Raw genomic sequence first — 12,783 nt, forward strand, 5'->3', positions numbered from 1 at the left:
CCTACATACATTATGCACGAAAACTTTCGGTTAGGCACTTACCTTCAACCCAAAAAAGCCTCTACGCCTTCATCCTTGAGGCTCTGCTTTGCTTCACTTAGCGCTTGAGCGTCAGTCTCAAACGTCTTGTCCCACACAAAAGATGTACCTGCCTCATTAACCACTTCCAGAGTCCAGGTTGTCTCTGCTTCCAAACGGTAGATGCTCACCGTGAATGCATGGCCTTCCGCTTCCACTGTTTCATTGAGCGGGCTATCGACCAGGTTCGGCTCATCTTGCATCACGGCTACTCCTTAACCCTTCGTTTTCTGGATGGCGGCTCGAACGTAACGACGCTCACCGATGATATTCGAGCGCTTGTGTGACGCCTTCATCTCTCGGACTAGAGACGCTGAAGCAAACATACGCGCTTCCACATCAATGACGCGCTTGCCTCGCTTCTTCTCGACAAACTCAACGTGCGAAAGCAGCCCCTCTGCCTCGATCCTTTGTATATGCTCACGGAACTTGCGGCGCGCATGATACGGGCTCTTGTAATTCAGAAGCCCTGTCGTCTCCTGTAAGGACGACAGTTTGAGCGAGTAAGGTGTCTGCTCAGAGATGTTACGGCCGTTGAGCAACAACAACTTGATGATGGCATGACCGACATGCGTTTTGACTTGTGCAACACGAAACACGTTGTACTGCTGATACAGGCCCGCATGAATACCCAGGCTGATAATGGGGTGAAACCTTGCCGTCCAGAAACCGTTTCGATCATGAGCATCAAACCCATTCTGCTCAAATGACACAAGCTCAGGCAGAATCGCCCCTCGCGCATTGATTCCCCCTTTCGAGGTCGAGCGAACAGACAGATTGCACTTGTTCAATACTTCCAAAGAACGCATCAGGGCTGGGTAGCTACGCCCCCTCCCCCAATGCTTGAGCTGTTGCATCAGCTGGTTAATCGTGAAATGCACCCCGTAACTCGGCAATGCGGCATTGCCCTTCGCAGGTTTATGGGATATGTCCGCCGGTTGAAGGATATCGCCGTTATTCATTGCCAGCTTGACCAGCGCCAGCTCCACAAGCTCATCGGTATTATCGGGGTAGCAAAAGATGGTCTGCTGAACGCCGTTGGCTTCTGTCCGAATTTGTGCCGGTGTCATCTCAAGGGTGTAATGCTCGCCGCTGTCTTCAAACGAATAGTTGACGATCCCCATTTCCTTCGCGTCAGGGCTGTTATTGATCCCTTGGATATCGCTGCAATTGTAACGGGGTATGCGCTCCCAAAACTGCATCAGGTTGGACGCATTGGCGCGTTCTTCCGGCGTGTTTGTCAGCGTCGACTGGAAATCACGAAGAGACTGCCCTTCAGGCGTCAGTGCTGCGTCAGGCAGAACATCCGGCTCGGCCAGCTTGAGTGCCGGTACATTGGCAACGTCTTCAGCCTGCCCACTTTCCGGCATGATCGAATCAAGATCGAGTGACAGGTTCGTCGGCGGTGAGTCCGATTGATCGGCTTTGCTTGTTTTTGATCTGCGCAGGTCGCTAGTGACCTTCTCCCAGTCCGTGCGAGGATGCTGTGCCATGTCCTTTCTCTGATTCGGTGAGTACGGCTTTATGGAACTGAGTGTAGCGAAGCGAAGCCGCTCCTTCTATGTACGCTCTGTACACATTCTGCACTTTTTTTGTCGCACCCTGCTTCTATGTACCCTCTGTACAGGTTTCTAACGTGAGAACACCTGTATATTCTATGTACGATCTGTACACATTCTGCAGCGTGAAGCCTCTCGCGTGGACATAGCCTCTTTCTGATTGGAGCCTCCAGAGCAAACCATCGGGTTCTATGTACGATCTGTACACGTTTCTATGTACGATCTGTAAATCTTCTGAGTTATCCACAGATTTTGGGGATAACCCAGTGAAAAAAAGCTGCCATTCTATGTACGCTCTGGACGGGTTTGAGGTATTTCAGGGTTTTGTATGTACGGTCTGTACACGTTTCTATGTACGCAGTGAACAGGTTTTCTATGTACGCTCTGTACGGATTGCCCAGGGCAGTAAGGCCAGAGCCCCCTTTCTATGTACGGAGCAGACAGGTTTCTATGTACGACTCGGACAGGTTTCTATGTATGGAGTGAACAGGTTTCTATGTACGGAGTGGACAGCTTTGATCGCTAAACAACTGTCTGAAATAGATATTTTTGAGCCTCCTTCTTCCCTTTTGTCCTTTTATCCTTTCCATATATCCTTTAGAGATCGCAGGCCAACCCTGAAGAAGAAATGTCCTCTACGCGGCCATCGCTCAAGCCACTGACGGCAACAAGCGTATCAAGTGACGACCAAGGCCGACCATCAACAATCGCTGTTGCCCTGCTCTCGCCGACATGGGGCAGATCGTTTAATTCATCCGCTGGCGCTGAATTGATATCAATGCAGGTATTTGTCTTGGAAGATGCCACGACTGTCGCATCATCGGGTAAGCGCAAAGACGCGCCGTTCAAGGCAATCCATACAGGCACATGATCAGAGATCGCATCACGGGCAACTTCATGATTGATTCCCCAGCGCTCAGGGAATCTCAGAATACCTTGGTCGGTTACTGACAAAGACGTGCCTTCCTGCAGGAACATGTGATCGTAGTGATTCGGATACCTGTCCTCTGTCGTGCTGATCGTTGTGCCTCTGCCATCCTCGTATGCCGCTTCAACACCCAAAAGTTCAAGCGTGTCAAAGCCAAGGTGCTCGCTGTCGAGGTTGAAGTCCCCTGCCAGTATGCGAGGCACACCAGGATAGGCTTCTTCACCTAACCACTGCCAGTAATCAGCCAACCCCTCAATCTCAGGCAGCCGGTCACGAACACTATCGCCATATAGAATATGCACGTTGGCAATGGCAAATGTCTCACTGGTATCTCGATCAGTAAACAGCGCTGAATACGGCTCCCGTGCAAAGACGTCCGCACCGTCGAAAAACACAGCGTCCCCACCCGATGCTGACACCTCTGATTCTCGCCAGAAGAACGCATACGCCTCTTTATAGCTACTGCGCCCGATCAGGTGACTCATCACGTATCCCCAAGGTTCACCTGATGCTTGCTCCAACGACAGATGCAAATTTTCAGCGCCATCTTCGCTCATGACCTCTTGCACTGCGAGCAAATCGAAACTGTTACCTATCTCACCTAAAATCGCTAAGTCCTTGTCGTTGTTCCAGCCCAAGTGGTTAATGTTCCAGGTTGCGATGGCAACGTCAGCATGGACAGACAATGATGAAATCATCAAGGCACCAAAAGCGGATAACCTCAAAACCTTGTTTGATACTATCATCAAAACCTCATTTGCTGTCCGGCTGTCTATTAATGCCCAGCGCCCACCAGTAAGGCTCAAAGCTGTTTTCCACGCTGTCACAAAGCAAGTCGACAAAAAGATCGTAGTTGCCGGTGCAATGGGCAGTATCCAGTGCTTCGTAGTAAGCCAACCGCTGCTCTACCTTGATCAGAGCGGCAGGGAACCCTGCTTTCATCAGCTCGAAATTCATCAGAAGCCGCGATGTCCGCCCATTCCCATCAACGAAAGGGTGAACCTTGACGAACTCACCATGCAAACGGGCAGCTCGCTCAATGGGGTGCAAAGTGCCAGCCTCTTGATGATACCAATGAAGAAAATCGCTCATCGCCTGAGGAACCCTGTAGGCTTCAGGTGGCCGGTGCTCGGCACCTGATATCATGACATTGACCTGGCGATACGCTCCGGCATTCTGATCGTCGACGTTTTTGAGTACCAGCTGGTGCAGCGATTTGATCAACCATTCGGATAGAGGCTCACGCTGCTTAACCCAGTCTTCAACCATCCAAATCGCTTCTCGATGGTTAATAACCTCAAAGTGCTCTCGCAGGGTTTTTCCACCCACCGTAATACCTTCAAGAGCGACCTTGGTTTCCTTGAGCGTGAGCGTATTCCCTTCGATGGCGTTGCTATGGTAAGTCCATTGCAAAACCAGCGATTCATGTAGGTTGCGGACAACGGCATGAGGCAGCGGTCGATACTGATCCAGCTGCTCTTTAAGCCGATCAAGTCGTGAGAACCTGTCAGACATCCGCCCTCTCCTGATCAGTCAACCTCAAAAAACCCGATGGGCTTTTCTTCAAATGAGGTTTTGATGCAATGAATAAAAACACTTTCACGCTTGATCGCCGTCGATCAACTTATCAATTTGTTCACGCAGGATATCCTTGATGGTCATGCCATTCTGAGCCGCGTATATCTTCAACCGCTGATGTTCTTCATACGTCAGATCAATGTTGACCCGTTTTTTGGCCGGTCTGTCTGCCAGGCTCGCTAACGTCGCTTCTTTTCGCTTGTCTGCTTTCGCGCTTGGGCGTCCAGCACTAAGTACACCTTTGGTCATCTCAACAACCTCAAAAAATCATAACTTCAAATCATTATTGCCGCATTAACGTAAAAACTCAATTGATCAAAGCCCCAAAACCTCAAATGAGCTTTGCTTTCAGCTCGTTCATCAATGCGTTGATTTCAATAGATGCGGGGCCGTCAGGGTCTTGGTCGAAGACCGTTGTACCTGTTGCGGCCGTCGTGGGGTAGATAACCCGCTGAGTAACCCGACTCTCAAGCACCGGCAACTCATATTCGTTAAGTGCATTGGTGACTTCCGACCCTATCCGCGTCCCCTTGATCGCCCTGGAGACAACAAACGCCGCTTGCATCTTGCCGTCAGTGATCTCAATACGCTGCTTCACCAACTCGACAAGATCAGCTGTCGCCCAAATATCGTACGGGCTTGGTTGTGCCGGAATCAGCACAAAATCTGCTGCCTTAATGGCAGACGCTGCCAGATCGGCTGCCTGTGGCGCGCCATCAATCACCACAAATTCTTTGCGAGCCAGGTTTTTCAAATCACGCCCTATGGTTGGACGGTCAATGCCGACTACCGGCACCGGCTGATCCTCACGAACCGCTGCCCAATCACGGGCGCTGCCTTGGGGGTCTGAATCAACCAACAGTACATCATGTCCTGCCATCATCAGCGCAGTAGCCAGGTGCGTTGCAATCGTCGTCTTACCCGAACCGCCTTTCTGATTTAAAACCGCAATAACGTGCATTGTATCTCCGCCATCGTGTAGGAACCTTATCTGAGCTTATGAAGAAATGGGGATTTTATCAAATGGTCATAAACTCAAATAAAAGAATGAGGTTATGAGGTTATGAGTCATTACGTTTAAAGGAAGGGGGTATGGGGAGTTTGCGTATATACACCAGCTCAACGCGCATGGAAGGTGAACGATCAGCTTGCTATCGCTAGTATATATGTCAATGCGATAGGGAGTAGCAAGGATATCGTGCTGACGGCCTCCCAATCAGGTCTCAGGAGTCTTATTGGTGCTGAAATTGTGATGAATTGAGCGTATGAGTCTATGAGCTTATACACATAAGCGCTTTGCCTCATGACCACAAATACTTAATTGAGGTTATGAGGTTTTAAGTTAAAACGTTTAAGCGCCTTCACACGCTCGTGGTGCGTCGGATGTGTGCGAAGACAGATAGGCCGCTGCAAAGGCTCAAACGTGGAAGCCGCTGCCAGCGATCTGAACAGCGCGATGCCTGGCTCTGCACCTTCCTGTGACGCTGCAAAGGCGTCAGCGCGAAATTCACTACGCCGTGACGCCCAAAGTGTCAACGCCTCGTAAGCTGCACCACCGAGCTGTCTGCCAGCTTTATCCAAATTTTGGAATAGACGCTCAAAACCAACCAACAAGCGGCAAAGAGGATGGCCTACTAGCGGTATCCAGTAACATAGCCGAACAAGCCATTTCACGACCTTCAAGCGTAGGCGCTGCCAAGCAAGCACGCTGTCCAGAAAGCGCTGCCAGGCAAACACATGGCGGGCATCCCCATGAACCAGATGGCCGACTTCGTGAGCGATCACCCAGCGCAATATGTCCGACGGCAACTGCAAAACACCCGCTGACAGTACCAAGTGAGATTTTCTTATTGGCGGCGCAACGACAAAAGCAACCACATAGGCATTCTCGGCGGCCCAAAGGTGTGGGCATCGGATACGATGTTGCTTGCACAGACGTTGTGTATAGAGCGCGATAGGATGGTCTGCCGATACCTTAACCAATCTCCCCTTGGCCAAACGCTGCAACTGTCGTTTGCGGTGTCTCATCGCTTGCTTCGCCCCATTCCAAACCAAAAGACACAGCAGCCCCCACGCGATCACCAGGGCGAGATGAATCAACGTATTTTGGGATAGCGGCACCCAGTCAATCTCTGGCCATGCAGGACGAACACCGGCGGCGAACAACCAAGAAGAAATATGTGCAAAAACGCTATAAACAGCCCAAAGAATTATTAAAGGTAAAAAAGCACTAAAAATACTCAATAAAATAAAGCCAGCTAAAAAAGCTGTGTTGTGCAAAAAAGCACATAAAAAATTCGCTATGCCTTGTAAAGACCGAAGATAAGAACATTTGCAGAACGATGTCATGAGCCATCGCCTTCTTTACTAATGACATAACGCACTTTTTCAACCAAAGGGTTTATATAATGCTCAACAGCGTTATTTAATCTAGGAAGCCATCCTTGTGTTTTTTTGTCTGCTGAGTCTATCAAGGTTTGCGAGTTAGCCGACTTCCATTGTGAAAGCGATGAAGGGGGCATCCAGTCTGGTAACGTCCGCCAAGGGGTACGATGCGTCGATTCTGTAGGTTTCACTGATGAGGCACCCGACAAAAGCTCGGCATTGACCCAGGGTGCTGGCGCGCCTGGCGGCATATTCCCTTGACCGCCCGCTGTCAAAACATCGAGTCGTCGTCGGGGCTCGGCAAAACGTCCATGTCGTTCTAGCGGTTCAACTGTGATCGTTGCAAGGTGTCGGTCTGGCCGATAATGAGCTGCTTGTACCTCTATCTGTAAACGATCCCTAATATCGGGACACCAGGCACGCTGACAGTCGTGGCTCACGACGATCTGGACGTTGTGGTGGTTTGTCGAATCCGACACAGTATCGCCGGAGGAGATAACTGTTTTCGCCGTTCCCAGGGCAGGCGGAATTGTCAGCGCGAGCCCAAGTGCCATCGCTGGCAATGCTAGATATGGAAGCATGTTCCGCTCCAAAAAAAACGCCCTCAAAAGGGCGTCAGTCATTAGGTGAATGGGGCGTTTTACTCGGCATCGGGCGTCACGGGAGCAGACTGATTGGACGCGTCCAGCCAGTCCCCAATGCCCAGCGAATCCAACAAGCCGCCGACCCAGGTATAAACGGGCATAAAGTATTCCGGCCAAAGGTGCATCAATGCCATCCCCAGCACTGCACCGCCTATCAAGCCTGCCAGGTTCGTTCTGGCCAGAAAGAGGGCGACACCAATGGCAATCGCAATCGGGGAAATGGGGAGCATAATTAACCTTCCTGTTCAGCGGGTTGGCCGTTGGCTGTTCCTGCCTCCGCACTCTCCTGCTCGATCATGCCCCTTAATGCCGAAATGATGGCTCCTGGCGGCTGCGCCCCAGACAAACGGACTTCCTCTCCCGTTTCGTTGTCGATCAAAAACGATGTCGGCGTACCCGTAACACCTTCTGATTGTGCTTCACGCCCAAGAACAGCCACATGGCGTTGTACATCGCTGCTTTGCATACACTGACGAAACGCTGAACGATCAAAACCCATCGTTTCAGCTACATCGAGCAAACCCGCTTCGCGCACCTGATGATTCTCGTAGATATAGTCGTTAAGCGCCCAGAAATGCTGATTATCACCGAGACGGCCTGCACACTCACTCGCCAATGCTTGGGTGGTCGAGTTGGCATCCATGATCGTCATGTGATGGTACTGAGCCTTCATCACGCCCTGACTGCTATCAACAAGTTGCTTGGGAGTATTGTGAAACTGACGGCAGTACGGGCAGTTGGGATCGGAATAGGTGTACAGCGTGAAGCGAGCGTCAGCATCCCCGTATGTCCAGGGCGTATCGTCTTCCAAATCGGTAGGGGCATTGTCATACCCCTCTAACAATGCCTGGCGCTGTGCCTCTTGCTCGGCCTGCGCTCGCTGCTGCATCACCTGATCAACGGCGGCCACCAGGTCAGTGTTACGCGTTTGCTGTCCAGAGGAAGTGTTGATGGCATCGGCAAGGTCAGACAGTTTCGCATTGGTCTGTTGGAGTTGATCAGCCGTTTCAGTCTGGGCGTTCAGCAGCAAACCGAATGCAAGTGTTGCCAGCAATCCGCTGCCGATAATACCGCCAAGCGCAAGGTGCATCGTGCGACGGTCGCCTGTGGCCGAAGATGTAGCTTTTGACATGAGTATTCCTCTGGAATGAAAAGTACCTTGGCAGAGTACGCGCAGGAAATGATCAGACAGGCCAGCGGAACACCGGATTTCTAGGCAAAAACAAAAAACCCCCAAAAAGGGGGCTGTAAGCCTTTGTGAGAGCCTGAAGGCATCAGGCGGCCCAAGGTAGCAGGTAGGGGGTAGAAAACACGACAGAGGCCGTCAGGAGCCAACAGAAAAGGGCGTATAGCTGCAAGCCAATGAAACGCCGCATCCCTCCCTTCCTGACATATCTTCCAGCCGTAGAGATGGCCATAAAGACCCCGCCAACTGCCAGAGCAAGAATCGACGGCATGATCCATTCGATACCGACACCCGCAAATGCCCGCCAGAAAAAGAAAACAAAAAGGCCGATGATCGGGGAAAGAGACACAATGCCCTGTACCGAAACAGCCTGGCGATACTTCCCATGTGGCGTGTCGTCAACAAGGTATGCACGCACCAGACGGTGAGGTAGAAGTGACATAGCTTTCAGTGAACAGCGCAAAGAACGGTTTTGACGGCTCATGTGTCTATCGAACTGATCGATCTTCCTCAGACGAGTGCAAAGTTTGAGCTGTCGCTGGATATTTTCATCGAACAGGAGCAAGTGGTTGGTGCTCTAGAGTTCAATTCGGATCTGTTCGATGATCAGACAATTCAACGTTTAATCGGTTACTACCAGAAAGTACTGAGAATCCTATTAGAAAAGCCGGAAACACAGCTCACCTCTATCGAACTACCTGACAACGCGGAAAAAGCACTGCTGCTCGACTGGGGAAGCCGCGCAGCAACCGATAGTCCGGTCGAACCCATCCATCACCTGATAGAGCGCCAAGCTGCGGCAACCCCAGAGGCTACGGCACTAGTATTCGAAGATCAGTCGCTCAACTACACCGAACTCAATACCCGCGCCAACCAGTTGGCCCACTACCTGATCGGTCTAGGCGTAAAACCTGAGACCCGGGTGGGTATTGCTGTTGAGCGCTCCATTGAGATGGTGGTAGGGCTGCTGGCTATTCTCAAGGCGGGTGGTGCTTATGTGCCACTAGATCCAGATTATCCGAGTGATCGGTTGACCTATATGGTCAAAGACAGCGGCATCGAGCTACTGCTAACCCAGCAGCATCTTTGCGATGCGTTGCCGGTGGCCGATGGGCTGAACGTCATTGATTTGGATCGGTTGGAGGTTGCTCACCACGCGCCGACCAATCCGAACGTGGCCCTGCACGGCGAAAATCTTGCTTATGTGATCTACACCTCCGGTTCCACCGGGCGCCCCAAGGGCGCCGCCAACCGTCACCATGCACTGACCAATCGCCTACAGTGGATGCAGGAGGCCTATGGGTTAACGGCCGACGATGCGGTGCTACAGAAAACGCCATTCAGCTTTGACGTCTCGGTATGGGAATTCTTCTGGCCGCTGATGCAGGGCGCCCAACTGGTGATGGCGCCACCAGGTGTTCACCGCGAGCCAGTCCAACTGGTCGAGCTAATCCGTACCCACAATATAACCACGCTGCACTTCGTACCTTCAATGCTGCAGGCCTTCCTGGCCCATGGCGAGGTAGAAGCCTGCACCAGCCTGACACGCTTGGTATGCAGCGGTGAAGCGCTGCCTGCGGAGCTGCAGAATCAGGTATTTGCCCGCTTACCTCAAGTGGCACTCTACAACCTCTATGGCCCCACTGAAGCGGCCATTGATGTTACCCACTGGACTTGCCAAGACGACGGGCGCAACCACGTAGCTATCGGCCAACCGATCGCTGGTATCCATACCTTCGTATTGGATGGCGATCTTAACTTGGCGCCGCCCGGGGTCGCGGGTGAACTTTATCTCGGAGGCATTGGGTTGGCACGGGGCTACCTGCACCGCCCTGACCTTACCGCAGAACGTTTTGTCGCCGATCCATTTGCGCAGGGTGAACGCCTCTACCGCACCGGCGATCTGGTGCGCTGGCGGGAGGACGGCCAGCTCGAGTACCTGGGCCGCCTTGATCACCAGGTGAAGATACGTGGCTTGCGTATCGAACTAGGCGAGATCGAAGCCGAGCTATTAGCTCAGCCGGCGGTTCGCGAAGCGGTGGTGGTCGCCCAGAAAGGCCCCGGCGGTTCGAGGCTGGTGGCTTATGTGGTTCCCCAAGACGGCAGTGAACTCAATACCGCTGTACTACGTGAAGCGTTGGGTCAAAAACTACCGGATTATATGGTGCCGGGAGCTGTGGTCACCCTCGATGCGCTGCCGCTGAATGCCAACGGCAAGGTAGACCGCAAGGCGCTGCCCGAGCCGGATTTGGTCAGCGGCTCGGAGTACGAGCCGCCTCAAGGCGAAGTGGAGGAAGCGCTGGCGGAGATTTGGTCAGAGGTACTTGGCGTCGAGAGGGTGGGCCGCCACGACAACTTCTTTGAGCTGGGGGGCCATTCGTTATTGGCTCTAAAGGTATTGGAGCAAATGCGGCATCGGGGATTAACGGCGCAGGTGCGTACGCTGTTCCAACACCCGGAACTAACAGCTTTTGCGCGAGCGCTGATGCAAGCACCTGAGCAAACTGAGATCACCATCCCACCCAATTTGATTCCTCACGATTGCCAGGCTCTCCAGCCCGAGATGTTGACGCTAATCGAGCTCAATGCCGAAGAACTTCGTGAGATCGAAGCCGCTGTGCCCGGTGGCGCTAGCAATACTCAGGACATCTACCCGCTGGCACCGTTGCAAGAGGGGATTCTCTTCCATCACCGGCTGCAAGAAAAGGGCGATGCCTATGTGACGCCTCGGCTATTGGGCTTTGATAGCAGGAAGAGGCTGGAAGCCTTTATTTCTGGTTTTAATAAGCTCATTGCCCGTCACGATATTTTACGTACCGCGGTGCTTTGGGAAGGGCTCCGCGAACCGGTGCAGGTGGTCTGCAGGCATGCAGAACTGGTACTCGAATGGCTGGACTTGGATGGTGACCCCTCACAGAGCGTTGCTGAACAGTTGAGCGTCGAAGTCGACCCACGGTATCACCGCCTTGATGTGCGCCGGGCGCCTATGTTTCGAGCGGTAGCCGCATACGATGCCGAAAAAGAACGTTGGCTGTTGCAACTGCCTAGCCACCATCTGGTCATGGATCACACTACCCTTGAACTGCTGGTGGAGGAAATCATCCTGATCCAGCAAGGGCGTGAGGAGGCGCTACCCAATCCGCTGCCATTCCGCAACTTTGTGGCGCAGGCCCGATTAGGAGTAAGCCCAGAAGAACATGAATCCTTCTTTCGTGAGCGATTGGGGGATATTGAGGAACCTACGGCGCCTTTTGGACTGGTGGATGTACGCGGCGATGGCAGCGATATTGAAGAAATGCGCGTTCCTTTGGCTGCGGAACTAGCCCAGCAAGTACGGCAACAGGCCCAGCGCCATGGTGTTAGCACGGCTAGCCTGTTCCATCTAGCTTGGGCCTTGGTGCTGAGCAAGACCACTGGGCGGGACGATGTGGTGTTCGGCACCGTGCTGTTCGGGCGTATGCAGGGCATCGAAGGTGCCGAGCGGGCGTTGGGGATGTTTATTAATACGCTACCGGTGTGTATCAAAGTGGGGGCTCAAGGTGTCGATAAGAGCCTGCGCCAGACCCACGCTGCTCTATCTGAGCTAATGCACCATGAGCATGCCAGCCTAGGGCTAGCGCAGCGCTGCAGCGGGTTGCCTGGTGGAACGCCGCTATTTACCAGTTTGCTAAATTATCGTTATAGCGCACCTCAGCAAGAGGGAAGCACCGTTCATACTTGGGAAGGTATGGAAGTGCTGGGTGGCCAAGAGCGTACCAACTACCCGATCACGATGTCGGTGGACGATCTAGGTGATAGCTTCCAGTTGGTAGGGCAAGTGAGCCGTATCATCGGCGCTCAGCGGTTGTGCGACTACCTGAGCGCAGCTATTGCAGGCATCGTAGAAAGTTTGCAAGCGGCGCCTCAGCAACCATTAAGTAAGATCAGCCTACTTAGAGCAGACGAACGGCAGTTGTTGAGCGAGTGGGGGGAGAATACGCAACAGTATTCCGAAGCTGCACCAGTCCATCAGTTAATCGAGCGCCAAGCTGCGGCAACCCCAAAGGCCACTGCGCTAGTATTTGAAGAGCAGTCGCTTAGCTGCGCCGAACTCAATGCCCGTGCCAATCGTTTGGCCCACTATTTGATCGGTTTAGGCGTAAAACCCGAAACTCGAGTGGGCATCGCTGTTGAGCGCTCAGTTGAGATGGTAGTGGGGCTATTGGGTATTCTCAAGGCAGGTGGTGCTTACGTGCCGTTGGATCCGAATTATCCTGCCGAGCGGTTGGCCTATATGGTCGAAGATAGTGGCATTGAGCTGTTACTCACTCAGCGACATCTGGTTGATTCTCTGCCTCTGACCGATGGCTTAAGTGTTATCGAGCTGGAGCAGTTGGATGTCACGCATCATGCGTCAACCAACCCACAGGTGGCACTGCACGGTGA

The 12,783-nt window shown here is 52.7% G+C and carries 12 protein-coding genes; 1 reads left to right on the forward strand and 11 read right to left on the reverse strand.

Annotation, left to right across the window (positions count from 1 at the left end; all coding sequences use genetic code 11):
* Positions 1–44: 44 nt before the first annotated feature.
* The 11 genes from INT21_RS03155 to INT21_RS03205 form a co-directional block, all read right to left on the reverse strand.
* On the reverse strand, positions 45–281 hold the full coding sequence (locus INT21_RS03155) for a hypothetical protein (RefSeq protein WP_193059640.1): 237 nt from the start codon (positions 279–281) through the stop codon (positions 45–47).
* Between the two features lie 12 nt (positions 282–293).
* Positions 294–1,571, reverse strand: a complete 1,278-nt coding sequence (locus INT21_RS03160) for a hypothetical protein (protein ID WP_193059641.1) — start codon at positions 1,569–1,571, stop codon at positions 294–296.
* A gap of 663 nt (positions 1,572–2,234) precedes the next feature.
* A complete protein-coding gene (locus INT21_RS03165) occupies positions 2,235–3,263 on the reverse strand; it encodes an endonuclease/exonuclease/phosphatase family protein (RefSeq protein WP_193059642.1) in 1,029 nt (342 codons plus the stop codon).
* 55 nt (positions 3,264–3,318) lie between these two features.
* Positions 3,319–4,080: a Fic family protein gene (locus INT21_RS03170; RefSeq protein WP_193054913.1), complete on the reverse strand. Its 762-nt coding sequence runs from the start codon at positions 4,078–4,080 to the stop codon at positions 3,319–3,321.
* An 84-nt stretch (positions 4,081–4,164) separates the two neighbouring features.
* A complete protein-coding gene (locus tag INT21_RS03175) occupies positions 4,165–4,392 on the reverse strand; it encodes a plasmid partition protein ParG (protein WP_192539307.1) in 228 nt (75 codons plus the stop codon).
* A gap of 82 nt (positions 4,393–4,474) precedes the next feature.
* Positions 4,475–5,104, reverse strand: coding sequence for a ParA family partition ATPase (parA, locus tag INT21_RS03180; protein ID WP_192539306.1), 630 nt, complete (start codon positions 5,102–5,104; stop codon positions 4,475–4,477).
* A gap of 356 nt (positions 5,105–5,460) precedes the next feature.
* Entirely contained in the window at positions 5,461–6,264 is an 804-nt protein-coding gene (locus INT21_RS03185) for a M48 family metalloprotease (protein ID WP_193059643.1), read from the reverse strand.
* 224 nt (positions 6,265–6,488) lie between these two features.
* On the reverse strand, positions 6,489–7,109 hold the full coding sequence (locus INT21_RS03190) for a hypothetical protein (RefSeq protein WP_192539304.1): 621 nt from the start codon (positions 7,107–7,109) through the stop codon (positions 6,489–6,491).
* A gap of 59 nt (positions 7,110–7,168) precedes the next feature.
* Positions 7,169–7,402, reverse strand: coding sequence for a hypothetical protein (locus INT21_RS03195; protein WP_192539303.1), 234 nt, complete (start codon positions 7,400–7,402; stop codon positions 7,169–7,171).
* Between the two features lie 2 nt (positions 7,403–7,404).
* On the reverse strand, positions 7,405–8,304 hold the full coding sequence (locus INT21_RS03200) for a DsbA family protein (RefSeq protein ID WP_193054912.1): 900 nt from the start codon (positions 8,302–8,304) through the stop codon (positions 7,405–7,407).
* 142 nt (positions 8,305–8,446) lie between these two features.
* Positions 8,447–8,800 (reverse strand): hypothetical protein, encoded by a 354-nt coding sequence (locus INT21_RS03205; protein WP_193054911.1) that lies wholly within the window; start codon positions 8,798–8,800, stop codon positions 8,447–8,449.
* Between the two features lie 30 nt (positions 8,801–8,830).
* On the opposite strand from INT21_RS03205, the gene INT21_RS03210 reads away from it, so the two are divergent.
* Positions 8,831–12,783 (forward strand): non-ribosomal peptide synthetase (locus INT21_RS03210; protein ID WP_226930574.1); only part of this gene is annotated, 3,953 nt, incomplete at its 3' end.

The sequence above is a fragment of the Halomonas sp. 3F2F genome (assembly GCF_014897805.1).
GTDB lineage: Bacteria > Pseudomonadota > Gammaproteobacteria > Pseudomonadales > Halomonadaceae > Vreelandella.